The following is a 22371-nucleotide window of genomic DNA, read 5'->3' as shown; positions in this document are numbered from 1 at the left end:
AAAACCAGATCATAACGTGAACAAATTCACCGATCCAGCCACGAGGACGAGGCCAAAGCCGATTGAAAGCGCAAAAAAACCGCGCTAAGGAGGCGCATGACCATCAAGCCGCTGATTATCCTTCCCGATCCGATCCTTCGCCAGGTTTCGAGCACAATCGAGACCATCGACAGCGAAGTGACGAAGCTCGCCGACGACATGCTCGAAACCATGTACGATGCGCCCGGCATCGGCCTTGCCGCCATCCAGATCGGTATTGCGCGCCGCATGCTCGTGCTCGACGTGTCGAAGGACGGCGAGGACAAGCAGCCGCTCGTCTTCATCAACCCCGAGATCGTCGCCTCCACGGATGCGCGTTCGGTCTATGAGGAAGGCTGCCTGTCGATCCCGGATTATTATGCCGAGGTCGAACGCCCGGCCGGCATTACCGTCAAGCATCTCGACCGCGACGGCAAGCAACAGCTGACGGAGGCCGACGGCCTGCTCGCGACCTGCCTGCAACACGAGATCGACCACCTGAACGGCGTGCTGTTCATCGACCATATTTCCAAGCTGAAACGCGAAATGGTGATCCGCAAGTTCACCAAGGCCGCGAAGATGCGCGGCAGCAAGGCGCTCTGAGCCCACTTGCAGCAGCGGCTTTTGTTTTCACGCAATTCCGGATGCAAAACCGCTTTGCACCTTTGCTGGAATTGCTTTCACGGAGACTGACCGATGGCCCTTCGCATCATTTTCATGGGCACGCCGGATTTCTCCGTTCCCACGCTGGCGGCCCTCAAGCAAGCCGGCCACGAGATCGTCGCCGTCTATTCGCAGCCGCCCCGCCCCGCGGGCCGGCGCGGCCTGGAACTGGTGAAATCGCCGGTGCATCAGGCCGCCGAACTGCTCGGCATTCCTGCCCACACGCCCGTCAATTTCCGTGAAGAGGCCGATCGCGAGGCGTTTCGCGCGCTGGATGCGGACGTGGCCGTCGTCGTCGCCTATGGGCTACTGTTGCCGGAGGCGATCCTGTCGGGCACGCGTCTCGGCTGCTATAACGGCCATGCCTCGCTCTTGCCGCGCTGGCGCGGAGCCGCTCCCATCCAGCGGGCGATCATGGCCGGCGATGCCGAGACCGGTATGATGGTCATGAAGATGGACAAGGGGCTCGACACCGGCCCCGTCGCGATGACCACCCGTATTGCGATCACGGATACGATGACAGCCGGCGAGTTGCACGACAAGCTGATGCAGGCGGGCGGCAAACTGATGGTGGAGGCCATGGCGAAGCTCGAGGCCGGCGACCTGCCGCTGACGCCGCAGGCCGACGACGGGGTGCTCTATGCTGCCAAGATCGACAAGGCAGAGACGCGCATCGACTTTTCCCGGCCCGCTCGGGACGTGCACAACCATATCCGCGGCCTCTCGCCCTTCCCCGGCGCATGGTTCGAATTGCCGATTGCCGGCAAGCCGGAGCGCGTGAAGGTTCTGGCAAGTGCGCTTGCTGCCGAAACAACCGCCAGCCCAGCCGGCACGGTGATCGACGACCATCTGACCATTGCCTGCGGCGATGGCGGAACGATGAGGCTCGTGCGCTTGCAGAAGGCCGGCGGCAAGCCGCTCGATGCCGGCGATTTCCTGCGCGGCACACCGCTGCCCAGCGGTACGAGGCTCGCCTGATGCCGCGCTATCGTCTGCGCATCGAATATGACGGCACACCCTATGTCGGCTGGCAGCGGCAGGACAACGGCCCCTCCGTGCAGGGCGCCATCGAGGCGGCGATCCTGTCGCTGACGGGCGAGACCGTTTCCATTCGCGGCGCGGGGCGCACGGATTCCGGCGTGCATGCCATGGGGCAGATTGCCCATGCTGATCTTTCGCGGCCCTGGAAGGAACACACGCTGCGCAACGCGCTCAACGCTCATCTCGGCATGGCGCGTGAGCGTGTCGCTATTCTCGACGCCACCGAAGTGCCTGATGATTTCGATGCGCGGTTTTCCGCGAAGAAGCGGCACTATCTCTACCGCATCATTTCGCGCAAGGCGCCGCTGGCGCTGGAAGCGAAGCGCGCCTGGTTCGTCGCGAATGACCTCGATCATGAGGCCATGCATGAAGCCGGGCAGATGCTGGTCGGCCGGCATGATTTCACGACGTTTCGCGCCGCCCAGTGCCAGGCGAACAGCCCGATCCGCACCATCGACCGGCTGGAGGTGACGCGCAACGGCGATCTCATCGAGATGTGCGTCTCCGCGCAGAGTTTCCTGCACAACCAGATCCGCTCGTTTGCCGGCACGCTGAAGCTTGCGGGCGAAGGCAAGTGGACGGCGGACGATGTGCGCAAGGCGCTGGAAGCCCAGGACCGCAAGGCCTGCGGGCCGGTGGCCCCGCCGGATGGCTTGTACTTCATGGCGGTCGATTATTAAGCCGGCAGCGTGCCGAGCAGGCCCTGCAATTCCTGCCCGGCGATCATCGGCGGCAGCACGAAAATCGCCGTGATGGCCGCGGCGAGCAGCGTCTGCTTGCCGACGCACATCCAGACCAGCCGGAACTGGAGCACGACGCTTGCGCCGAAGATCGCGTAGAGAAGCAGGCCGGCAAAGGGAGCGCTGGCGGGCAGGACCAGAGTGAGCGCGAAGGGAATGGCCGCGGCATAGGCGAAGGGCACGGCGATCCAGTTGCTTGCCGTCACGACGGTCGCGAGGTACTTGCCGTAACCAAGGGGGCGGGCGAGCACGGCCAGCAACGCCAGCGGCAGCAGCCAGCCGACAAGGTCGATGAAGGCGAGCTTCACGAAGAAGGTGACACCGGCATATGTCTCCGCCGGCATGCCGGCGAGATAGTAGAGCCGCCACGACGCCCAGATGACGGCGAAGGCGGGCAGGCACCAGAGCACAGCCCAGAAGGACCGCGTCAGCCCGCGCATCGTCAAATCCAGCCAGCTGAACCCTTCCTGCTTCTGTTTCAGGAGCAGATAGACGCCGGTCAGATAATACAGGACCTCATCAAGCCCGGGCATCGCCGAACCAGCGTTGGATGAAGGTTTCGTAGATCACGGTCAGCGTTTCCAGATCGGCGACCGCCACGCGCTCGTCCACCATATGCATGGTCTGGCCGACGAGACCGAACTCCAAGACAGGGCAATAATCCTTGATGAAGCGCGCATCCGAGGTGCCGCCCGTCGTCGACAGTTTCGGCGCGCGGCCGGTGACGGCTTCGACGGCGCCCGACATCGAGGCGATCAGGCTGTTGTTGCGCGTCAGGAAGACATGGCTCGGTCGCTCGGCCCAGATGATGTCATAGCTGAGCGGCGCGCGGCCGGGGCGCAGCTTCTCGTCGGCGGCCGCGGCATCGAGCCGGCGCACGATCTCGCCCATCACGGTCTCGGCCGTCCAGGTGTCGTTGAAGCGTATGTTGAAGCTCGCCGTCGCCTTGCCGGGCACGACATTGGTCGCGCGGTTGCCGACATCGATGGTCGTCACTTCGAGGTTGGACGGCTGAAAACTCTCCGTGCCGGCGTCGAAGGGCGGATGCATCAGGGCATCGGTCAGCGCGACGACGCCGCGCACGGCATTGTCGGCGAGATGCGGATATGCGGCGTGGCCCTGCACGCCCTGCACCGTGACCGTGCCGGAGACGGAGCCGCGCCGGCCGATCTTGATCATGTCGCCGAGCTGGTCCGGGTTGGTTGGTTCGCCGACGAGGCAGGCATCCCAGCGTTCGCCGCGCTCGGCGGCCCACTGGAGAAGCTTGATCGTGCCGTTGACGGCCGGGCCTTCCTCGTCGCCGGTGATGAGGAAGGAGACCGAGCCCTTCGGCGGGCCGTGTTTCTCGATATGGCGGGCGACGGCGGCGACGAAGCAGGCAATGCCGCCCTTCATGTCGACGGCGCCACGGCCGAACATCTCGCCATTGGCGATCTCTGCACCGAACGGGTCATGCGTCCAGGCGGCCGCATCGCCGACGGGCACGACATCCGTATGGCCGGCGAACATCAGGTGCGGCCCCTCGGTGCCAATGCGGGCATAGAGGTTCTCGATATCGGGCATACCGGGCTCGGTCGCGACCATGCGCTCCACCGTGAAGCCGAGCGGCTCCAGCATGGCGGTAAGTGCCGTCAGCGCGCCGCCTTCGGCCGGCGTCACGGAGGGGCAGCGGATAAGCGTTGCAAGGTTCTGAATCGGATCGGCAGAGGTCATGAGGCACGCGGTCACGGCATGAGAACAGGGAGAATCGAGATGTAGCGATCGGCCGGGGATTTGTCACGCGCGGGCGAGCGCCGCGACCGTCAGTCTTTGGGACGATTGGCCACGCGCCCGTAATCGTTCGGTCCATTGGTGCCGGGCCAGACGAGGAAGGCGATGAGCGCGAAGATGGAGATGGCGGGAATGAACAGGCAGATGATCAGCGGCACCGGCAGGTTCATGTCGTGCAGCCGCTTGATCGTCAGAAGGATGGAGGAGACCGTCGAGACGAGGCCAACGCCGACGAAGACGAAGGACCAGAACAGGAAGGTCGGGTCTTCCTTGGGCACCATGACGATCTGCGTCAAGGCGGCGGAAAGCAGCATCAGCCAGAAGGCCCAGCCGAGCGCGAAGGGCGCACGGCTGAGGCGGCCGGACCAGCCGAAGAAGAGCCAGGTGAGGCTCGGCCCCTGCTCTTCGACGGCAGCCATGGCTTAGTCCCGCAACAGTTCGTTGATGCCGGTCTTCGAGCGGGTCTGGGCGTCGACGCGCTTGACGATGACGGCGCAGTAGAGGCCGGGCGCCGGCAGGCCGTTCGGCATGGTCTTGTCCGACGGCATGGAGCCGGCGACGACGACCGAATAGGGCGGCACTTCGCCATAGGTCACTTCGCCGGTGGCGCGGTCGACGATCTTGGTCGACTTGCCGATGAAGACGCCCATGCCGAGCACGGAGCCCTCACGCACGATGCAGCCTTCGACGACTTCCGAACGGGCGCCGATGAAGCAATTGTCTTCGATGATGGTCGGGCCGGCCTGCATGGGCTCCAGCACACCGCCGATGCCCACACCACCCGAGAGATGCACGTGCTTGCCGATCTGAGCGCAGGAGCCGACGGTGGCCCAGGTATCGACCATCGTGCCCTCGCCGACATAGGCGCCGAGATTGACGAAGGAGGGCATCAGGATGGCGTTCGGCGCGATATAGGCCGAGCGGCGCACGATGCAGTTCGGCACGGCGCGGAAGCCGGCCTTCTCGAATTCGTTGACGCTCCAGCCGTCGAACTTGGAGGGCACCTTGTCCCACCAGGAGGATTCGCCCGGGCCGCCCTTGACGATTTCCATCGGGTTGAGGCGGAAGGAGAGCAGCACGGCCTTCTTGAGCCACTGGTTGACCGTCCAGTTGCCGTCCTCGCCGCGTTCGGCGACGCGCACCTTGCCGGTGTCCAGCAGGTTCAGCGCCGTCTCCACCGCGTCGCGGACTTCGCCGCGCGTTCCGGTGTTGATGCCGTCCCGTTCCTCGAAGGCGCGGTCGATGGTTGCGGACAATGCGGACAGGTTGGACGTGCTCATCGGAATTCCTTAAACTTCGACACTTATTTTTGATTGTCGGGATACCGGAAGGTCGATTTCATCAATCTGCAAGATGCTCTAGAGCAAGTGCCGGGAAAGATGAAGCCCCTTTCCGGCAGATACTGTCGCACGGGCGAAATGGTAATCCCGTGGGCGAAGAAAGCAGGACATGACATGGCAAGACTGAAGAAGAAGAGCCTGCGCCGCAAGGACGGCGTGTGGGATCCGTTGGCCGACAGCGCGCAGGACAAGCACCGCGCCGCCGTGGTGCCGCAGACACCGCAATCGGCCCATCCCGCCTACCGGCTTGCTTATGTCGACGACGATTTTCTGTGCCGCGAGGAGCTGCGCCCGGTACGCCTGCAGCTTGAACTGCTGAAGGTCGAGATGATGCTCGCCGAGCGGGGCATCAAATCGACCGTCGTGATGTTCGGCGGCGCGCGCATCCCCGCGCCCGGCCAGGAAGCCTGGGCCGCACGCAACGAGACGCAGCGCGCCAATCTCGAGGCGGCCTCGGTCTATTATACGGAAGCGCAGAAATTCGCGCGGCTCTGCTCGGAAAAGTCGGCGGAGCTCGGCTACAAGGAATATGTCGTCGTGACCGGCGGCGGACCGGGCGTGATGGAGGCGGGCAACCGCGGGGCGGCCGATGTCGGCGCGCCCTCGATCGGCCTCAACATCGTGCTACCGCACGAGCAGGCGCCGAACCCCTATGTGACGCCGGAGCTGAGCTTCAACTTCCACTATTTCGCGATCCGCAAGATGCATTTCCTGCTGCGCGCCAAGGCGGTCACGGTATTTCCGGGTGGCTTCGGCACGTTGGACGAACTGTTCGAGACGGTGACGCTGATGCAGACCGGCCGCATGGCGCTGGTGCCGCTCATCCTGTTCGGCAAGGACTTCTGGCACAAGATCATCGACTTCGACGCGCTTGCCGCCTTCGGCACGATCGCACCCGGCGATGTCGAGCTGATGCAGTTCGTCGAGACCGCCGACGAGGCCTGGGACATCATCGTCAAATTCTACGAGAAGATGGAAGCCGAGCAGGCCGCACAGGGCTGAAGCGGTCCCGCCCTCTCCTACTTGCGTTCGGTCGGCTGCGCTTGCAGCCGGCCGCGCGACCTTGAGCGTGTCGCGCTGGCGAGGCGCTGTGTCGCCTCCTTCAGCTCCAGTTCGGTAAACAGTGGCTGGAATTCCGGCCGCAGCATCAGCGCTTCCATGGACAGCTCGGCCTTGTCCGCGTCGAGCAGGCGCTCCAGCCCGGTCGTGCCGGGCTTGAAGACGAGGTCTTTCGCGGCGGCCACGCCGCCGTTCAAAAGCACGAAGCGACGCAGCAGCACCGGGCGGAAGCCGAGTTCGGCGAAGCGGTCGTAGAGGCCCATCATTTCCTTGTGGAACCGGGCCTCCGCGGCGGGGCCGACGCTGCGCGGGCCGCGCATCACAAGCGGCCGACGCGCTCGGTGAGCAGCGCGAAGAAGCCGTCGGCGTCGACATCCTTCATGACGCGCGCATTGTGCCTGCGGCCGGTGACCTGCCACCAGTCGACGACCGTCATGCCTGATGTCAGCGGCGAGGCCGTCTCGACCTCGACATTGCAATCGCGGCCGGCGAAGAGTTCCGGCTTCAGGAGATAGGCGATGACCGTCGGGTCATGCAGCGGGCCGCCGTCGGAACCGTATTTCTCCACGTCGAAGCGCTCGAAGAATTCGAGCATCTCGACCAGCGCGGTGGCCGGGCGATTGCCGATTTCGCGCAGCTTCGCCACACGGCTTTTCAGCGTCAGCACCTTGTGGGTGACGTCGAGCGGCATCATGACGATGGGGATGCCGGACTGGAAGACGACGGCGGCGGCTTCCGGATCGACATAGATGTTGAATTCGGCTGAAGGCGTGATGTTGCCGCCCTCGAAGAAGCCGCCGCCCATCATGACGAGTTCGCGCACGCGGCCGGCAATGTCGGGCGCTTTCTGGAGGGCCGTCGCGATATTGGTGAGCGGGCCGAGCGTGCAGAGTGTCACAGTCCCCTCCGGCTCGCTGCGCAGCGTTTCGATGATGAAATCGACGGCGTGCTGCGCCTGCAAGGGCATCTGCGGCTCGTGCAGCTCCGGACCGTCGAGACCGGTCTTGCCGTGCACGTGCTCGGCGGTGATCAGCGGACGGGCGATCGGCTTGTCGGCGCCGGCGAAAACCTTGACGTCGGTGCGCGCGCAGAATTCCAGGATGATGCGGGCATTGGTCGAGGTGCGCGACAGCGGCACGTTGCCGGCCACCGTGGTGATGCCGAGGATCTGGAGTTCCGGGCTGCCGAGCGCCAGCATGATCGCGGCGGCATCGTCCTGCCCCGGATCCGTGTCGATGATGATTTTCCGAGGCTCGGACATGCCGTTTCCATCCCGTGTTTCTTATGATTCGTGGCGCGCCGCGCGCGGGCGAAGCGGCGACTATATTTGCGAAATCGCCGTTCGCAAGCGTCTTGCGCCGCAGACGCGCAATCACCATATTGCAGCCATCGGGATGCCGAGGCCGGGTCCCGCCACAGTCGCTTGAAAGCCAAGGACTAGACGATGACACGCATGACCCCTTTTGCCAGCCCGCTGATGCTGGGCTTCGACGCCATGGAAAAGACCCTCGAGCGCATCGCCAAGGGCAATGATGGCTATCCCCCCTACAATATCGAACGTCTGCGTCCCAACGGCGATACCGGCGCGCCCGAGCGCCTGCGCATCACGCTTGCCGTCGCGGGTTTCTCCGAAGAGGAACTCGACGTGACGACGGAGGAAAACCAGCTCGTCATTCGCGGCCGCCAGGTCGACAATGGCGAACGGGATTATCTTTACCGCGGCATCGCCGCCCGCCAGTTCCAGCGCACCTTCGTGCTTGCCGACGGCATGCGCGTTCAGGGCGCCGAGCTGAAGAACGGTCTTCTGTCGGTGGATCTCGTCCGGCCCGAGCCGGTTCGAATGGTAAAGAAAATTAACATTTCCGTATCAGACTAGATCATGAGCCGTTCCTGCGGGAACAACCGCCGGACCGTCTCGAGCGTAACCTGATCGCTGACGCACCGAGCGCCATTGTGGCCGCGGGCGCCCAGCGGCCGGCATTTGCCGGCATTGCCATGGAGGCAAAGATGGGACTGAAAATCGCAACCCCGACCACCGTCTCGAAGGCAGACCTTGCGCATCTCGGCGCCGGCGAAGTCGGTTATATCAGGAAGATAAAGGCCGACGAAGTGTCGCGCGTCTTCCCGGAAGCCCCGGAAATCGATCCGAGCCTGGACCTGTGGGCCCTGTTCGGCGCCGACGGCACGCCGATCCTGCTGACCGACAACCGTTCCAGCACCTTTTACAAGGCTGCCGAGGACGAGCTGCGCACCGTCAGCCTGCACTAAGCTTGAAGACCGGGCCTTCCGTCAGAGACGGCGGAAGGTGAGATAGGCCGACTTGCGGCCTTCGCGCTTGGCCTTGGCCTCGTAGCGCGTGCCCGGCCAGCCGGCATAGGGCGTCAGCCAATCGGCCGCGTTTTCCGCGGTCCACAAGAAAGCGGGATGAGCCCCGCAGTGCATCAGCGTCCAGTTGACATAGGTGTCGATGTCGGACGCGAAGCAGAAGAGCCCGCCCGGCTTCAGCACCCGGGCAAAGCGGTCTAGGTTGACCCTGGAGACGAACCGCCTCTTCCAGTGCTTCTTCTTCGGCCATGGATCCGGATAGAGAAGGTCGATCTGATCGATCGAATTGGCCGGCAGCCAGTCGAGCAGCTCCGTCGCATCGTCATCGTAAAGCCGGATGTTCTTCGCGCCCGTTTCCTCGATGCGGCCGATGAGCTTCGCCATGGAATTGACGAAGGGCTCGACGCCGATGAAGGCGGTCTGAGGCGTCTCCAGCGCGCGGTGGATGAGATGCTCGCCGCCGCCGAAGCCGATTTCGAGGCGCATGCGCTCCGGCTTGAAGCCGTAGAGCGTGGTGATGTCCGCCGGAGCCTCGGTCGACAGGTCGACCTTCAGCTCCGGCAGCAGGGTTTCGAGATGCTGCACCTGCCGCTCGCGCAGGGGTTTTCCCTTGCGGCGACCGAAAAAGGCCTCGCTCGCGCGGGTGGGGTGCTCGGCATCGCTCATATCGGGTCTCAGTTCTTTACGGCGTCCTTGAGGGCCTTGGCGAGATCGACGCGCTCCCAGGAGAACGAGCCGTCACGGCCGGCCTTGCGTCCGAAATGGCCGTAGGCGGACGTCTTGGCATAGATCGGCTTATTGAGGTCGAGATGGCGGCGGATGCCCGACGGCGAGAGGTCCATGACCTTGCGGATCGCATCCTCGACGGCGTCTTCGCTGACCTTGCCGGTGCCGTGCAGATCGACATAGACCGAGAGCGGCTGGGCGACGCCGATGGCGTAGGACAGCTGGATCGTGCAGCGGTCGGCAAGACCGGCAGCCACGACATTCTTGGCCAGATAGCGCGCGGCATAGGCGGCCGAACGGTCGACCTTGGTCGTGTCCTTGCCGGAGAAGGCGCCGCCGCCATGGGGAGCCGCACCGCCGTAGGTGTCGACGATGATCTTGCGACCGGTGAGGCCGGCGTCGCCATCGGGACCGCCGATGACGAACTTGCCGGTTGGGTTGATGTACCAGACGCAATCGTCGGCGATCTTGATGTCGTGCAGGGCTTCGCGGATATAGGGTTCGACGACCTGACGCACCTTCTTGGAATCCCAGCTGTCATCGAGATGCTGGGTGGAGAGCACGATGGAGGCGACGTCGGCCGGCTTGCCGTCGACGTAGCGCACGGTCACCTGGCTCTTGGCATCGGGGCCGAGCTTGCCGGCATCGCCCTCGCCCTTCTTGCGGGCATCGGCGAGGAGCTGGAGAATACGGTGCGAATAATAAAGCGGCGCCGGCATGAGTTCCGACGTTTCGCGGCAGGCGTAACCGAACATGATGCCCTGGTCGCCGGCACCCTCGTCACCCTGCTTGTCTGCGGCGTTGTCGACGCCCTGGGCAATGTCGGCGGACTGCGAGTGCAGGAGCACGTCGATCTTCGCCGTCTTCCAGTGGAAACCGTCCTGCTCGTAGCCGATGTCGCGGATCGCCTTGCGGGCGGCCGACTTGAACTTGGAGGGATTGATGACGTCCTTGCCGTCCTTGTCCTTCTTCAGGAGGCTCGGCGGCAGGCGCACTTCGCCGGCAATCACGACGCGGTTCGTCGTCGCAAGCGTCTCGCAGGCAATACGGACCGACCACGGATCGACCTTCGACTTCACGGCTTCGCGATAGACCAGATCGACGATCTCATCGGAGATACGGTCGCAAACCTTGTCCGGATGGCCTTCGGCGACGGACTCGCTGGTGAAGAGATAGCTGCTGCGCATGCGGGAATTCCCCTCAAAGAAAATGGACTTCGACGTTGTTATTCAGTTCATCGGGGAAAGACAAGCACACAAGGACATAAGAATGTCTTTATGTCCCGGATTTCCGGGCGATCCGCCCCGTCGAAAACCAGGATAAGCAACGGAAAAGGGCGGCCTGCCCGCCGCCCCTTCATCTCATGCAACAATGGATGGGATCACTCGACTTCGGCTTCGGCGGCCAGCGCCTTGACGAGATCGACAAGCTTGCGGCGCACCTTGGGATCGCCGATCTTCACGAAGGCGCGGTTGAGCTGCAAGCCCTCGGAAGAAGACAGGAAATCGACCACGTAATTGGAGCTCGACGCCTCGGCGAGGCCGGCCTGAGCATCCGACTGATCGCCCGGCGCATCCTCGAAGAAGAAGGAGACGGGTACGTTGAGAATGCTCGAAATGTTCTGCAGCCGGCTGGCGCCGACGCGGTTCGTGCCCTTCTCGTATTTCTGAATCTGCTGAAAGGTGATGCCGAGGCTTTCGCCCAGCTTCTCCTGGCTCATGCCAAGCATGGTCCTGCGAAGCCGGATCCGGCTTCCGACATGAATATCTATCGGATTCGGCTTCTTTTTGTTTTCCATCATCACTTTCGTCCTAACGCGGAATGGCCCCACCCTTCCGGCAGCCTTAACGAAGACTTAACGTCACGTTGTATGCGCAACCTCTTAAAGGCTACCACAATACAGGAGAACGGCCGGCGGGTTGCACTATGCTATTTTAGGGGTTTTGGGTCAATTCATCCTGTTTCTAAAACCAATACGAGAAATCGCCGCGGCCGCAAATAGAACAGCAAGCACGGCTAGAAACGACCAAACCTGCCGTTTCACCTTGTCGGCAACCTGAATTCTTCCCGGGAGAGTTGCATCAACATATCCGGGCGTATCATATGATATACCCGTTACGATAGTCCCCCGACTGTCCACCACGGCCGAAATGCCATTATTGGCGGCGCGAATCAGTGGCAGGCCGCGCTCGACGGCGCGCAGGCGCGCCTGCAGGAAGTGCTGGTAGGGGCCAGGCGTGTTGCCGAACCACGCATCGTTGGTAATGTTGAGCAGCGCCGCGGCCTGTTCTGCCGCGTCATTGATCTCGGACGGGAAGATCGCCTCGTAGCAGATCAGCGGGTAGAAGCCCTTGCCGGCGGCGGTCAGAAGCTGGTGTTCGCGGGCGGCGGAAAAGCCGCCGGGCATGGCCGCGACGGCCGAGACGCCGAGGCTTTCGAAAACCTCCTCGAAGGGCATGTATTCGCCGAAGGGCACGAGATGCACCTTGTCGGCGGCGGCGATGATCTGGCCTTTGCCGTCGATGACATAGATGGAATTGTAGTAGCGCGGCGCCTTGCCGGAGCCCGCACTTTCCGTACGCACCGCGCCGGCAATCAATATCTGGTCGTCCTCGAGCACATCAGCAATGCGCACCAGCGCGTCGGGATTGTCCGTGAGGATGAAGGGAATGGAGGTCTCCGGCCAGACGACGATATCGGGCCGCTTGCCGCTCTCTGCGGGTTTTTCGGCGCTCAGCTTCAAATGCTTTTCAAAGATTTCGGCGCGGGCGGAATCGTCGAGCTTCAACGCCTGGTCGATGACCGGCTGGATGAGGCGCACGACGGTGGCCTCGCCCTGCGGCGGCGGGACAAAATGAAGAACGTGGTAGCCATAGCCGATATGGGCGGCAAAAAGCAGCGTGGCGAGCACCAAGCCCGGCATGCGGCCGCGCCGCGTACCGATCAACGCCGGGGTGGCGAAAACGAAGACGGCGAGTGCATTAATGGAAGCGATGCCGAGAACGCTCGACGACTGCATGAGGAGCGGCACCGGCATGGCGCCGTAGCCGACCGCATTCCAGGGAAAGCCGGTGAAGAGCGTGCCGCGCAGCCATTCCCCCACGCCGAAGGCGAAGGCAAGCGCGGCGATGCGCCCCATGCCATCCGACCAGAGGAGACGCGCGATGGCGGCGGCGAGGCCATAATAGAGCGCGAGGAACGCCGGCAGGCCGAGAACGGCGAGTGGCACCGCCCAGGCATAGTCGTCGGCCTCCACCAGAAGCGCATTGCCGAGCCACCAGAGCCCGCCGACGAAATAGCCGAAGCCGAAGAACCAGCCGATACGGAAGGCGGGCGCGAGACGCCTGATGAAACCGGCTTCTGGCGCAGCACTTGCGCCGTCCAGCAGCCAGACGAGCAGGGTGAAGGACACGAAGAGCGCCGCGAAGAAGCCGAAGGGCGGCAGTGCCAGCACCCCGATCAGACCCGCAAGAAATGCCACCAGCGCCCGTCTCGTTCCAGACAGGAGCATGACCGTGCCCGCGAGCCGCTCCATGCCGTCCCCTTTTTTGATGTCCCCGAATCAGCCGCGCCAGTCTTCCAAAAAACCAACGCCTTGTCCTGCCGTAACACAGGACAAGGCGCAGATCATTTTAGGGATCAGGCAGATGGCGTCAGTCGGCGTTCGCCTTGCCGGTCTGCTGTTCAAGTGTCTGCTGACGGTCGGCGGCAGCATTCGTGCCTTCGCCTTCCGGCCGGCGCTCGCGGCGGCGTACCGAGCCAGCGCGTTTGCGGGTGACGCGCACGCGCTTGACACGGCGCGGATCAGCATCAAGCACGTGGAATTCGAAGCCCGGCACCGCCTGAACGACCTCGCCGCGCACCGGAATGCGGCCGAGCGACGCAAAGATCAGACCGCCGAGCGTATCGGCATCCTCGAGCTGTTCACGAATGTCGAAATCCGGACCGATGGCTTTGGCCAGCTCTTCCAGTTCTACACGGGCGTCGGCGATGAAGACGTCGTCGCTGACGCGCTGGATCATCGCCTCCTCGTCGTCATGCTCGTCCTCGATATCGCCGACAACCATCTCGACGATGTCCTCCAGAGAGGCGAGACCATCCGTGCCGCCATATTCGTCGATGACAAGCGCCATCTGCGTGCGGTCGGCCTGCATGCGCGCCATCAGGTCGGCAGCCAGCATGGACGGCGGCACGAAGAGAACCTGACGGATGATGCCGGCTTCGGCGACGGTTTTCGACAGATCGACGCGGCCGAGGTCGAATTCGGCTTTTGGCGAACGGGCCGGCTTCTCGCCATTGGCGGACGCGGCCTTGGCGCCGTTGCGGCGCTTGTTGCGGGCCTGCTTGGTAACATAGGCAAGCAGATCGCGGATGTGCACCATGCCGCGCGGATCGTCGAGGCTTTCATTGTAGACCGGCATGCGCGAGCGGCCGGAATCCTCGAAGATCACCATCAGCTCGGCGATCGTGATGTCCTGATCGACGGCCTCGATATCGGCGCGCGGCACCATGACGTCCTCGACCCGCACTTCGCGGAAGCGGAGAATGTTGTGCAGCATGGCCCGTTCTTCGGGCAGGAAGGCCGGCTCGCCGCCGGTGTCTTCCGTCATCAGGGCCTCGGCGAGGTCCTTGCGCAGCGTGGAGGCACCCGTCATGCGCCAGAGCCGAGTCGCGCGGGACCAGAAGGATGTCCGGCCGCCGTTCTCCTGCTTCGGCGCGCTGCTACTACTGCCCGCCTCGTCCTGACTTGAGGCGTCCGCCTCGTGCTTTTCCGTCGTTGCCGACTGATTTCTGAAGTCGCTCATTGGTCCAAACTGGTTAATCGGGGTCATCCCCGTAGGGGTCAGATAGGCCAAGCCCGGCAAGAATGCGAGTCTCGAGCCCCTCCATTTTTTCCGCTTCCTCGTCGTCCATGTGATCATAGCCGAAGAGATGCAGAAATCCATGCACCATCAGATGCGTGAGATGGTCGTCGAAGGACTTGCCGAGTTCGCCCGCCTCGCGGGTCAGCGTCTCCTCAGCGAAGATGATGTCGCCGAGCATCGGACCCGGCATTTTTCCCGGCGTTAGCGGAAAGGCGGGGAAAGACAGAACATTGGTCGGCTTGTCCTGGCTGCGCCATTCCGCATTGATGCCGCGGATGTCAGCGTCATTGGTGAAGACGAGAGAGACCTCGGGCGCACCGGTCTTCGGGAAAGGCTGCTTTTCCGTCTTGCGCAGATAGTCGGCGGCGGCACCGAGTACCCGCGCGCTCATGTCGGCAAGACGTTCTTCGGAGGGCCATTGGCCCTCCTCTATGGAAATCTGGATATCGAGTTCGCTCATGAGATTTCTTTTTTACGCAATTCCGAACGCAAAACCGCTTCACACTTTTGCTGGAATTGCTTGTCGACCGCTCAGCGGTCGGTCTGCTCGCTTTCGTCCTGCACGGCGGTCGTCGCCTCATAGGCCCGGACGATGCGGGCGACCATCGGGTGGCGCACCACATCGACATCCTTGAAGCGCACAACCGAGACGCCCTCGACGCCCTTGAGGATCTGCAGCGCCTCGACGAGGCCGGATTTCACGCCGCGCGGCAGGTCGACCTGGCTCGGGTCGCCGGTGACGATCATGCGGCCGTTCTCGCCGAGACGCGTCAGAAACATCTTCATCTGCATCGACGTCGTGTTCTGCGCCTCGTCGAGGATGACGGCGGCGTTGGCGAGCGTGCGGCCGCGCATGAAGGCAAGCGGGGCGATTTCGATGACGTTGGCGGCAATGGCGCGCTCGACCTTGTCGCCCGGCATCATGTCGTAGAGCGCGTCATAGAGCGGGCGCAGATAGGGATCGACCTTTTCCTTCATGTCGCCGGGCAGGAAGCCCAGACGCTCGCCGGCTTCGACGGCCGGGCGCGACAGGATGATGCGGTCGACCGCGCCGCGCTCCAAAAGCTGGGCGGCATAGGCGACGGCGAGATAGGTCTTGCCGGTGCCGGCCGGGCCGACGCCGAAGACCAGCTCGGAACGCTCCAGCGCGCGGATATAGGTATCCTGCGTCGGCGTGCGGGCGGCGATGGTCTTCTTGCGGGTGGAAATCTGCGACATGGAGAGCTTGGCCTTGCGCTCCATGGTCGGCAGCGAAAGCTGATCGTCGGCGGCAATCGCCATGCGGATCGCGCCCTCCACGTCCGACAGCTCGATCGAGCCGCCCTTCTGGAGGCGGTCATAGAGATAATCCAGCGCGCGGCGAGCCTGGTTGGTCGGCACCACGTCGCCGGAGATGGAAACGGAATTTCCGCGTGCCCGCGCATCGATGCCGAGGCGCTCTTCGAGCAGCTTCAGATGCTGATCGAACTGGCCGAAGAGCTCGCTTGCGTATCGATTGTTTTCGAACGTGAGCACGAATTGATTTACGTCGGTCTGGTTCTTCGACTGGCGCGGCGAGGACGTCATCAGTTCGTGTCCGTTCAAGCGGTCAAGCTCCTTGCGATCCGCCCGTCACCCGATCGCTTCCGCGAAGAGGCTGTTGGGCCCGGCATCGGTGATTCGTACCCGTATAATGTCACCGATTTCCGACGCTTTTGCATCAACATTCACAGGCTGAAGCCAGGGCGAGCGGCCGACGAGCTGGCCGGGCATGCGGCCGGGCTTTTCCAGAAGCAGGTCGATCTCCTTGCCGATGCAGCCGGCAGCGAATTCGCGCTGCTGGCGAAACAGCAAAGCCTGCAATCTTTCAAGGCGTTCGGCCTTCATATTCTCCGCCACATGACCCTCCATCTCTGCGCCCGGCGTGCCGGGGCGGATGGAATATTTGAAGGAAAATGCCTGTGCATAACCGACCGCCTCGATGAGGCGCATCGTGTCTTCGAAGTCCTGGTCGGTCTCGCCGGGAAAGCCGACGATGAAATCGCCCGAAATGGCGAGGTCCGGCTGGACGGCGCGGATGCGCGCGATCAGCGCGATATATTCGGCCGCCGTGTGGCGCCGGTTCATGGCCTTCAGGATGCGGTCGGAGCCGGACTGCACCGGCAGGTGCAGATAGGGCATCAGCTTGGGCAGGTCGCGATGTGCCGCGATCAGCCGGTCGTCCATGTCGCGCGGATGGCTCGTCGTATAGCGCAGGCGCGCAAGGCCTTCGATTTCCGCGAGGCGACAGAGGAGATCACCGAGGCTCCATTCGCTGCCATCGGGGCCGAGACCATGCCAGGCATTGACGTTCTGGCCGAGCAGCGTGATTTCGCGCACGCCGCCCTCGACGAGGCGTTCGGCCTCGGTGACGATCTGCGCAACGGGGCGGGAAACTTCCGAGCCACGCGTATAGGGCACCACGCAGAAGGTGCAGAACTTGTCGCAGCCTTCCTGCACGGTGAGGAAGGCGGTGACGCCGCGGGCGCGGGTCTTTGCCTTTTCCGGCGCGGGAAGATGCTCGAATTTGTCTTCGATCGCGTAATCCGTCTCGACGACGCGCTCGCCGCCCTTGGCGCGGCGCAGCGCGTCCGGCAGACGATGATAGGTCTGCGGGCCGATGACGAGATCGACGGCGGGTGCCCGACGCAGGATTTCCTTGCCCTCGGCCTGCGCGACGCAGCCTGTGACGCCGATCACCATATCGCGGCCGTCCTTTGCGCGCGCCTTCTTCATGTCGCGCAGTCGGCCAAGCTCGGAATAGACCTTTTCCGCCGCCTTCTCGCGGATATGACAGGTGTTGAGGAGAACGAGGTCGGCCTCTTCCAGTACGTCCGTCGCCTCATAGCCGTCCTTCGACAGCGCATCCGTCATGCGCTCGCTGTCATAGACGTTCATCTGGCAGCCGTAGGTCTTCACGAAGACTTTGCGGGTGTTCGGTGTGGCCGCGGGTGCCTCGGGCAATGTAAGGGACTGTTCGCTCATGGCCGCTTCCATAGTGGAAATATGCCGGAATTTGAAGCTCTATCTGCCGCGCAGCCGCGCGCCCAGCATGGCGCGGATGCGCGTCTCGACTTGGCGGCTCACCTGCTTGCGGTTGCTGGCCCGCGAATACTCCACCCGCTCGCCGAAATCGACGTCGACATCGACCGCCCCTTCGCGGATCACCCCCATGAGGTGGGGGCCGAGCTCGATATCCCCCGGCCAGGCGGCGAGCGGCCGGTGAAAGCGGCCCATCGCCATGCCGTGCACGCCGGTATAGGCGATGGAAACCGGCTGGATGAACACGACGCCATCGGGCGCATGCGGCACGGCGGAGGCGGCGGCGCCAAAAAGCGAGGTCTTGATCTCCATCAGCCGGTTGCCGTCGGAGGTCGTGCCCTCGGGGAAGAGAACGATGATCTCGCCGGCCGTCAGGCGCTCGGCGATCTCGTTCACCTGATCGCCCGTCGTCTGGCGCTGCTCGCGCTCGACGAAGATCGTCGCCTGCAGGCGGGCCAGCATGCCGAAGACCGGCCAGCCGCGCACCTCGGCCTTGGCGATATAGGCGACGTCGGCCACTGAGCCGAGCACCAGGATATCCTTCCAGGAGGCGTGGTTTGCCGCCAAGAGCAGTGGGCGCTTCGGCTCCGGCGTGCCATGCACGCGCACGCGCAGGCCCAGCACCCAGCAGGCGACACGATGCCAGAGGCGCGGCAGGCGGCGGCGGATTTTCAGGTCGAAGCGCAGGCCGATAAGCTGAACCGGCAACAGGAGGAGCGTGACCGCAAGAAGGACGATGGCGCCGAAAGCAATGCGCAGCCAGGTGATCAAGGCATCACCGGCGGGCGTTCACAAGGCGAAAGAATCCACCTCACTCGCCCTCCTTGAGCGGAATGCCGTAGAGTTCCAGCCGATGGCCGACGAGCTTGAAACCGTGCTCGCGCGCAATGCGCTCCTGCAGGGCCTCGATCTCAGGCGAATGGAACTCGATGACTTGCCCGTGTTTCAGGTCGATCAGATGATCGTGATGTTCGTCCGGCACCGTCTCGTAACGCGAGCGGCCATCGCGGAAATCGTGGCGCTCGATGATGCCCGCATCCTCGAAGAGTTTGACGGTGCGGTAGACGGTGGAGATGGAAATGCGCGAATCGACGGCCGACGAACGGCGATAGAGTTCTTCGACATCGGGATGATCGGCGGAGGATTCGAGCACGCGCGCGATCACCCGGCGCTGCTCGGTCATGCGCATGCCGCGCTCGACACAAAGCTCTTCCAGCGATTTTTCCGCGTCCGCCATCCCGTCTGCCCTTCTCTTGTCGCCCCCCGATAGGGGACTAGCGAAGATCGCGCCGCATGACAAGCGCCGCCGAGCGGCTGCCATCGGCGGCGGCATAATAGGCTTTGCGCTCGCCGGCCTTGAGGAAGCCGAGCTTGCCGTAGAGACCACGCGCGGCGTGGTTGACCTCGTCGACCTCGAGGAAAATGTCTTCGGCGCCGCGCATCTTCGCCTCGCGCAGTGCCGCCAGCATCAGCCGCCAGCCGAGGCCGGAGCGGCCGAAGCGCGGATCGACGCTGATCGTCAGGATTTCCGCCTCGCCCGCCGTGGCGCGGGCCAGAACGAAGCCGCCGGCGGTCCGGCCGAGCCCGCCCTGCTTCAGCGCCAGAAAGCCGAAAACCAGGTCCTGCGACAGCAGCGAATGGAATTCGCCGTCGTTCCACGGCTGAGGAAAACGCAACTGATGCAACGTCGCCGCGAGACCGGCATCGGCGGTCTCCAGCGGAAAGATCTCGAAGATGGGCTTGCGGGTGAAATAGTCGCTCAGGGACATGGCATCAGGCTCGGCGGATCGCGAAACCCGCCTGCGGCTTGGCATCGGGACCGCGCAGATAGAGCGGCTTCGGCAGATGGTTTTGTGGATCGAGGCGGGCGCCGAGGCGCGCGACGGTGGCAATGGAAACGCCGTCCGTCTCCGCAATCGCGCCCTCGCGCAGCAGGGCCGAAGCCGAACCGATAATATTCCCGTCATGCGCCAGCGCAATGGCGCGCGCCTCTTCGACACTGGCGATGGCCGGCGGCGTGGCTTCGCTGCCATCGGCCGCAAACGCCTGCCAGTAAACCTCGTCGCGCTTGGCATCGATGGCGACCAGCAGCGGACCCTGACGATCCGCAGCCAGCGCCGCAAGCGTGCTGACGCCAACGGCGGGGATGCCGAGCGCCAGTGCCAGGCCGCGCGCGGCAGCGACGCCGACGCGGATGCCGGTGAAGGAGCCGGGGCCGATGGTGACGGCGATGCGATCGATTGTGGGAAGGTCGAGGCAGGCGGCGGCGAGCGCGCCGTCGACGAATTCCATCAGCCGCTCGGCATGGCCGCGGCCGATATCCGCGCCGGCAGCGCCGAGCACGACATCCCGATCAGAATCATAGAGGGCAGCCGAACAGCCGGTACTCGCCGTATCGATCGCAAGGACGATCATGCCGGGCACCTGCGATGCGTGGAAAGGGCCTTATGCGACGGCTTCAACTTCCTGCACTTCCGGTACGAAATGGCGAAGAAGGTTCTGTACGCCGTGCTTCAGCGTTGCCGTCGAGGACGGGCAGCCGGAGCAGGCACCCTTCATGTTGAGATAGACGACGCCGTCGCGGAACCCCTTGAAGGTGATGTCGCCGCCGTCCTGCGCCACGGCCGGGCGCACGCGCGTGTCGAGCAGTTCCTTGATGGTGGCGACGATGGTCTCGTCACCGGCTTCGAAGAACTCGCCCTCGTCCTCGTCGCTGCCACCGAGCGCGCCGCTGGCGAGGATCGGCTGGCCAGACATGAAGTGTTCCATAATGTTGCCGAGGATCGCCGGCTTCATGTGCTGCCAGTCGGCGCTATCCTTGGTGACAGTGATGAAATCATAGCCGAGGAACACGCCGGTGACGCCGGGAACGCCAAACAGGCGGGCCGCGAGCGGGGATGCGGCGCGCGCTTCCGTCTCGTCACGGAACTCGGCCGTGCCGGTTTCGAGCACCACCTTGCCGGGCAGGAACTTCAGGGTCGACGGGTTCGGCGTCGATTCGGTCTGGATGAACATGGTCGTCTCCGTCCGGCCAGGCGTCTCCGTCGGCCAAAATCTTAGAATGGTTCAAAAGAAGATAGGCGTTTTGCCGCCGCTCTTCAAGACCGCAGGGTCAGCTCAGCGCGTCCAGTTCCTCGTCGCTCAGCTGGTCCGGGATCACCGTGACGGGGATCGGGAAAGCCTGTGCTCGGCTGGCAAGCGAACTGACCAGCGGCCCCGGCCCTTCCTTGGCGGAGCCGGCGGCCAGAACGAGGATCGCGATGTCGCGGTCCTCCTCGATCAGGCCGTTGATCGCTTCCGAGGCGACGCCCTCGCGGATCACCGTTTCCGGCTCGATGCCGATGGCTTCGCGCAGCGCCTGCCCCGCCTTGGCGAGCACGGCTTCCGCTTCGTCGCGCGCTTCAGCCCGCATGATCTCCTCGACCCCCAGCCATTGCTGAAAATCGCCGTTGGCGATCACATAGAGCAGAACGACGGCGCCGTTGGAATTCTTCGCCCGCATTCCCGCATAGTGGACGGCGCGCTGGCATTCCGGCGTGTCGTCGATAACAGCCAGAAATTTCCGGCGGTGGCCTTCCATACGGGAAAGTCGTCGAGAAACCATACGGCCCCCTTCTCTCAAAGACGTTTCGAGGCGACCTTACTGCACAAAACCGATGATGTCGCGGACTTCCTTCATGGTTTTTTCAGCCCGCGCCCGTGCCCGTTCGCCGCCGTCCCGGAGGATCGCGTCGATATGGGTCGTGTCGTCCATCAGGCGGCGCATTTCGTCGGTGATCGGCGAGAGAACGTTGACCGAGAGATCGACCAGCGCCGGCTTGAAGGCCGAGAACTGCTGGCCGCCGAATTCCGAGAGCACCTCCGCCTTGGTCTTGTCCGACAGCGCGGCATAGATGCCGACGAGGTTTTCGGCTTCCGGACGGCCCTTCAGGCCTTCGACTTCGCTCGGCAACGCGTCCGGGTCAGTCTTGGCCTTGCGGATCTTCTTGGAGATCGTGTCGGCATCGTCGAGCAGGTTGATGCGCGAGAGATCGGACGCGTCCGACTTCGACATCTTCTTCGTGCCGTCGCGCAGCGACATGACGCGCGGCGCCGGGCCGCCGATCAGCGGCTCGACCATCGGGAAATAGGCATGAACCGGCTCTTCGCCGACGACGATATCGACGCCCGTGCCGGCATTGCGGATATGATTGCCGAAATCGATATTGAACTTCTGGGCGATGTCGCGGGTCAGTTCCAGATGCTGCTTCTGGTCGTCGCCGACGGGCACATGCGTCGCGCGATAGACGAGAATGTCCGCCGCCATCAGGCTCGGATAGGCGAGCAGGCCGAGCGAGACCTGCTCGGCATTCTTGCCGCCGGTCTTGTCCTTGAACTGGGTCATGCGCTCCATCCAGCCGATGCGCGCCACGCAGTTGAAGATCCAGGCGAGCTCGGAATGCTGCGGCACGGCGGACTGGTTGAAGACGATGTGCTTCTTCGGATCGATGCCCGAGGCGATGAAGGCCGCGGCGATCGAGCGGATCTGGTTGCGCATGTCCTCATGCACCAGCTGCGCGGTCAGCGCATGCAGATCGACGACGCAGTAGATGCAGTCGTTGTCGGCCTGCAAAGCCACGAACTTGCGGATCGCGCCGAGATAGTTGCCGAGGTGGAGATTGCCGGTCGGCTGGACGCCGGAGAAGACGAGAGGCTTGAATGCGCTCATGACGATGTTCCTTCAGGCGGGTGGAGGGCCTGCTTTCCTAAAACGATAGGACGCGC

General features: G+C 63.7%; 27 protein-coding genes. 6 read left to right on the top strand and 21 right to left on the bottom strand.

The genetic code is table 11. The features are described 5' to 3' along the window. Positions 1-96: 96 nt before the first annotated feature. The 3 genes from def (at position 97) to truA (ending at position 2402) form a co-directional block, all read left to right on the top strand. Positions 97-621, top strand: a complete 525-nt coding sequence (def, locus tag ACOZK4_RS13035; RefSeq protein WP_421592233.1) for a peptide deformylase — start codon at positions 97-99, stop codon at positions 619-621. Positions 622-714: 93 nt separating this feature from the next. Then, a complete protein-coding gene (gene fmt / locus ACOZK4_RS13030) occupies positions 715-1659 on the top strand; it encodes a methionyl-tRNA formyltransferase (RefSeq protein WP_421592232.1) in 945 nt (314 codons plus the stop codon). Beyond that, a complete protein-coding gene (gene truA / locus ACOZK4_RS13025; protein WP_421592231.1) occupies positions 1659-2402 on the top strand; it encodes a tRNA pseudouridine(38-40) synthase TruA in 744 nt (247 codons plus the stop codon). The genes fmt and truA overlap by 1 nt, the downstream gene beginning before the upstream one ends. On the opposite strand, the gene ACOZK4_RS13020 is transcribed toward truA, so the two are convergent. From ACOZK4_RS13020 to dapD, 4 genes are all read right to left on the bottom strand, one after another. After that, positions 2399-2995 (bottom strand): hypothetical protein, encoded by a 597-nt coding sequence (locus ACOZK4_RS13020; protein ID WP_421592230.1) that lies wholly within the window; start codon positions 2993-2995, stop codon positions 2399-2401. The two genes, truA and ACOZK4_RS13020, sit on opposite strands and share 4 nt — an antisense overlap. Further along, complete coding sequence (gene dapE, locus ACOZK4_RS13015) at positions 2982-4175, bottom strand: succinyl-diaminopimelate desuccinylase (RefSeq protein ID WP_421592229.1); 1194 nt, start codon at positions 4173-4175, stop codon at positions 2982-2984. Before dapE ends, ACOZK4_RS13020 begins: the two co-directional genes overlap by 14 nt. A gap of 89 nt (positions 4176-4264) precedes the next feature. Further along, positions 4265-4651 (bottom strand): DUF805 domain-containing protein, encoded by a 387-nt coding sequence (locus tag ACOZK4_RS13010; protein WP_421592228.1) that lies wholly within the window; start codon positions 4649-4651, stop codon positions 4265-4267. 3 nt (positions 4652-4654) lie between these two features. After that, positions 4655-5512, bottom strand: a complete 858-nt coding sequence (dapD, locus tag ACOZK4_RS13005; protein ID WP_421592227.1) for a 2,3,4,5-tetrahydropyridine-2,6-dicarboxylate N-succinyltransferase — start codon at positions 5510-5512, stop codon at positions 4655-4657. A 174-nt stretch (positions 5513-5686) separates the two neighbouring features. On the opposite strand from dapD, the gene ACOZK4_RS13000 reads away from it, so the two are divergent. Further along, positions 5687-6574: an LOG family protein gene (locus tag ACOZK4_RS13000; protein WP_421592226.1), complete on the top strand. Its 888-nt coding sequence runs from the start codon at positions 5687-5689 to the stop codon at positions 6572-6574. 17 nt (positions 6575-6591) lie between these two features. Here the strand turns inward: ACOZK4_RS13000 and ACOZK4_RS12995 are convergent, their stop codons facing one another. Continuing rightward, complete coding sequence (locus ACOZK4_RS12995; RefSeq protein ID WP_421592225.1) at positions 6592-6951, bottom strand: hypothetical protein; 360 nt, start codon at positions 6949-6951, stop codon at positions 6592-6594. Further along, the gene (locus ACOZK4_RS12990; protein ID WP_421592224.1) at positions 6951-7892 is read right to left on the bottom strand and encodes a nucleoside hydrolase; all 942 of its coding nucleotides are present in this window, start codon (positions 7890-7892) and stop codon (positions 6951-6953) included. Before ACOZK4_RS12990 ends, ACOZK4_RS12995 begins: the two co-directional genes overlap by 1 nt. A 183-nt stretch (positions 7893-8075) precedes the next feature. On the opposite strand from ACOZK4_RS12990, the gene ACOZK4_RS12985 reads away from it, so the two are divergent. Both ACOZK4_RS12985 and ACOZK4_RS12980 read left to right on the top strand, forming a co-directional pair. Continuing rightward, positions 8076-8507 carry an Hsp20 family protein gene (locus ACOZK4_RS12985; RefSeq protein ID WP_117367731.1) on the top strand — a complete coding sequence of 144 codons (432 nt, stop codon included), beginning with the start codon at positions 8076-8078 and terminating at the stop codon, positions 8505-8507. Between the two features lie 131 nt (positions 8508-8638). Next, positions 8639-8899 carry a DUF1150 family protein gene (locus tag ACOZK4_RS12980; RefSeq protein ID WP_314090372.1) on the top strand — a complete coding sequence of 87 codons (261 nt, stop codon included), beginning with the start codon at positions 8639-8641 and terminating at the stop codon, positions 8897-8899. 21 nt (positions 8900-8920) lie between these two features. Here the strand turns inward: ACOZK4_RS12980 and trmB are convergent, their stop codons facing one another. The 15 genes from trmB to trpS all read right to left on the bottom strand — a co-directional run bounded on the left by trmB (position 8921) and on the right by trpS (position 22315). Then, positions 8921-9622 carry a tRNA (guanosine(46)-N7)-methyltransferase TrmB gene (gene trmB, locus ACOZK4_RS12975; protein ID WP_421592223.1) on the bottom strand — a complete coding sequence of 234 codons (702 nt, stop codon included), beginning with the start codon at positions 9620-9622 and terminating at the stop codon, positions 8921-8923. 8 nt (positions 9623-9630) lie between these two features. Further along, positions 9631-10869: a methionine adenosyltransferase gene (gene metK / locus ACOZK4_RS12970; protein WP_421592222.1), complete on the bottom strand. Its 1239-nt coding sequence runs from the start codon at positions 10867-10869 to the stop codon at positions 9631-9633. Between the two features lie 194 nt (positions 10870-11063). After that, positions 11064-11483: a helix-turn-helix domain-containing protein gene (locus tag ACOZK4_RS12965; RefSeq protein WP_117367725.1), complete on the bottom strand. Its 420-nt coding sequence runs from the start codon at positions 11481-11483 to the stop codon at positions 11064-11066. A gap of 147 nt (positions 11484-11630) precedes the next feature. After that, positions 11631-13217: an apolipoprotein N-acyltransferase gene (gene lnt / locus ACOZK4_RS12960; RefSeq protein WP_421592221.1), complete on the bottom strand. Its 1587-nt coding sequence runs from the start codon at positions 13215-13217 to the stop codon at positions 11631-11633. Between the two features lie 118 nt (positions 13218-13335). Beyond that, the gene (locus tag ACOZK4_RS12955; protein ID WP_421592220.1) at positions 13336-14487 is read right to left on the bottom strand and encodes a hemolysin family protein; all 1152 of its coding nucleotides are present in this window, start codon (positions 14485-14487) and stop codon (positions 13336-13338) included. Between the two features lie 13 nt (positions 14488-14500). Further along, positions 14501-15007, bottom strand: coding sequence for an rRNA maturation RNase YbeY (ybeY, locus tag ACOZK4_RS12950; protein ID WP_421592219.1), 507 nt, complete (start codon positions 15005-15007; stop codon positions 14501-14503). A 71-nt stretch (positions 15008-15078) separates the two neighbouring features. Continuing rightward, entirely contained in the window at positions 15079-16131 is a 1053-nt protein-coding gene (locus ACOZK4_RS12945; protein ID WP_313531225.1) for a PhoH family protein, read from the bottom strand. 27 nt (positions 16132-16158) lie between these two features. Next, positions 16159-17550: a tRNA (N6-isopentenyl adenosine(37)-C2)-methylthiotransferase MiaB gene (miaB, locus tag ACOZK4_RS12940; protein ID WP_421592218.1), complete on the bottom strand. Its 1392-nt coding sequence runs from the start codon at positions 17548-17550 to the stop codon at positions 16159-16161. A 39-nt stretch (positions 17551-17589) separates the two neighbouring features. Then, complete coding sequence (locus ACOZK4_RS12935; RefSeq protein WP_421592217.1) at positions 17590-18378, bottom strand: lysophospholipid acyltransferase family protein; 789 nt, start codon at positions 18376-18378, stop codon at positions 17590-17592. Positions 18379-18418: 40 nt separating this feature from the next. Beyond that, positions 18419-18844 (bottom strand): Fur family transcriptional regulator, encoded by a 426-nt coding sequence (locus tag ACOZK4_RS12930; protein WP_117367711.1) that lies wholly within the window; start codon positions 18842-18844, stop codon positions 18419-18421. A gap of 37 nt (positions 18845-18881) precedes the next feature. Beyond that, on the bottom strand, positions 18882-19376 hold the full coding sequence (locus tag ACOZK4_RS12925; protein WP_421592216.1) for a GNAT family N-acetyltransferase: 495 nt from the start codon (positions 19374-19376) through the stop codon (positions 18882-18884). Between the two features lie 4 nt (positions 19377-19380). Continuing rightward, entirely contained in the window at positions 19381-20022 is a 642-nt protein-coding gene (gene tsaB / locus ACOZK4_RS12920) for a tRNA (adenosine(37)-N6)-threonylcarbamoyltransferase complex dimerization subunit type 1 TsaB (RefSeq protein ID WP_421592215.1), read from the bottom strand. A 30-nt stretch (positions 20023-20052) separates the two neighbouring features. Next, a complete protein-coding gene (locus ACOZK4_RS12915; protein ID WP_421592214.1) occupies positions 20053-20622 on the bottom strand; it encodes a NifU family protein in 570 nt (189 codons plus the stop codon). Between the two features lie 97 nt (positions 20623-20719). Further along, entirely contained in the window at positions 20720-21211 is a 492-nt protein-coding gene (locus ACOZK4_RS12910) for a universal stress protein (protein WP_313529862.1), read from the bottom strand. A 36-nt stretch (positions 21212-21247) separates the two neighbouring features. Beyond that, a complete protein-coding gene (trpS, locus tag ACOZK4_RS12905; RefSeq protein ID WP_298100541.1) occupies positions 21248-22315 on the bottom strand; it encodes a tryptophan--tRNA ligase in 1068 nt (355 codons plus the stop codon). Positions 22316-22371: the final 56 nt, after the last annotated feature.

Source organism: Shinella sp. M27, from assembly GCF_049199905.1.
GTDB lineage: Bacteria > Pseudomonadota > Alphaproteobacteria > Rhizobiales > Rhizobiaceae > Shinella.
The sequence above is the reverse complement of the archived record's forward strand: the minus strand, read 5'-3'. Positions and strand labels throughout refer to the sequence as shown.

Coding starts and splice junctions, on each gene's coding strand:
- def (WP_421592233.1), top strand. CDS start 97: ATGACCATCAAGCCGCTGATTATCCTTCCCGATCCGATCCTTCGCCAG.
- fmt (WP_421592232.1), top strand. CDS start 715: ATGGCCCTTCGCATCATTTTCATGGGCACGCCGGATTTCTCCGTTCCC.
- truA (WP_421592231.1), top strand. CDS start 1,659: ATGCCGCGCTATCGTCTGCGCATCGAATATGACGGCACACCCTATGTC.
- ACOZK4_RS13020 (WP_421592230.1), bottom strand. CDS start 2,995: ATGCCCGGGCTTGATGAGGTCCTGTATTATCTGACCGGCGTCTATCTG.
- dapE (WP_421592229.1), bottom strand. CDS start 4,175: ATGACCTCTGCCGATCCGATTCAGAACCTTGCAACGCTTATCCGCTGC.
- ACOZK4_RS13010 (WP_421592228.1), bottom strand. CDS start 4,651: ATGGCTGCCGTCGAAGAGCAGGGGCCGAGCCTCACCTGGCTCTTCTTC.
- dapD (WP_421592227.1), bottom strand. CDS start 5,512: ATGAGCACGTCCAACCTGTCCGCATTGTCCGCAACCATCGACCGCGCC.
- ACOZK4_RS13000 (WP_421592226.1), top strand. CDS start 5,687: ATGGCAAGACTGAAGAAGAAGAGCCTGCGCCGCAAGGACGGCGTGTGG.
- ACOZK4_RS12995 (WP_421592225.1), bottom strand. CDS start 6,951: ATGCGCGGCCCGCGCAGCGTCGGCCCCGCCGCGGAGGCCCGGTTCCAC.
- ACOZK4_RS12990 (WP_421592224.1), bottom strand. CDS start 7,892: ATGTCCGAGCCTCGGAAAATCATCATCGACACGGATCCGGGGCAGGAC.
- ACOZK4_RS12985 (WP_117367731.1), top strand. CDS start 8,076: ATGACACGCATGACCCCTTTTGCCAGCCCGCTGATGCTGGGCTTCGAC.
- ACOZK4_RS12980 (WP_314090372.1), top strand. CDS start 8,639: ATGGGACTGAAAATCGCAACCCCGACCACCGTCTCGAAGGCAGACCTT.
- trmB (WP_421592223.1), bottom strand. CDS start 9,622: ATGAGCGATGCCGAGCACCCCACCCGCGCGAGCGAGGCCTTTTTCGGT.
- metK (WP_421592222.1), bottom strand. CDS start 10,869: ATGCGCAGCAGCTATCTCTTCACCAGCGAGTCCGTCGCCGAAGGCCAT.
- ACOZK4_RS12965 (WP_117367725.1), bottom strand. CDS start 11,483: ATGATGGAAAACAAAAAGAAGCCGAATCCGATAGATATTCATGTCGGA.
- lnt (WP_421592221.1), bottom strand. CDS start 13,217: ATGGAGCGGCTCGCGGGCACGGTCATGCTCCTGTCTGGAACGAGACGG.
- ACOZK4_RS12955 (WP_421592220.1), bottom strand. CDS start 14,487: ATGAGCGACTTCAGAAATCAGTCGGCAACGACGGAAAAGCACGAGGCG.
- ybeY (WP_421592219.1), bottom strand. CDS start 15,007: ATGAGCGAACTCGATATCCAGATTTCCATAGAGGAGGGCCAATGGCCC.
- miaB (WP_421592218.1), bottom strand. CDS start 17,550: ATGAGCGAACAGTCCCTTACATTGCCCGAGGCACCCGCGGCCACACCG.
- ACOZK4_RS12930 (WP_117367711.1), bottom strand. CDS start 18,844: ATGGCGGACGCGGAAAAATCGCTGGAAGAGCTTTGTGTCGAGCGCGGC.
- ACOZK4_RS12925 (WP_421592216.1), bottom strand. CDS start 19,376: ATGTCCCTGAGCGACTATTTCACCCGCAAGCCCATCTTCGAGATCTTT.
- tsaB (WP_421592215.1), bottom strand. CDS start 20,022: ATGATCGTCCTTGCGATCGATACGGCGAGTACCGGCTGTTCGGCTGCC.
- ACOZK4_RS12915 (WP_421592214.1), bottom strand. CDS start 20,622: ATGTTCATCCAGACCGAATCGACGCCGAACCCGTCGACCCTGAAGTTC.
- ACOZK4_RS12910 (WP_313529862.1), bottom strand. CDS start 21,211: ATGGTTTCTCGACGACTTTCCCGTATGGAAGGCCACCGCCGGAAATTT.
- trpS (WP_298100541.1), bottom strand. CDS start 22,315: ATGAGCGCATTCAAGCCTCTCGTCTTCTCCGGCGTCCAGCCGACCGGC.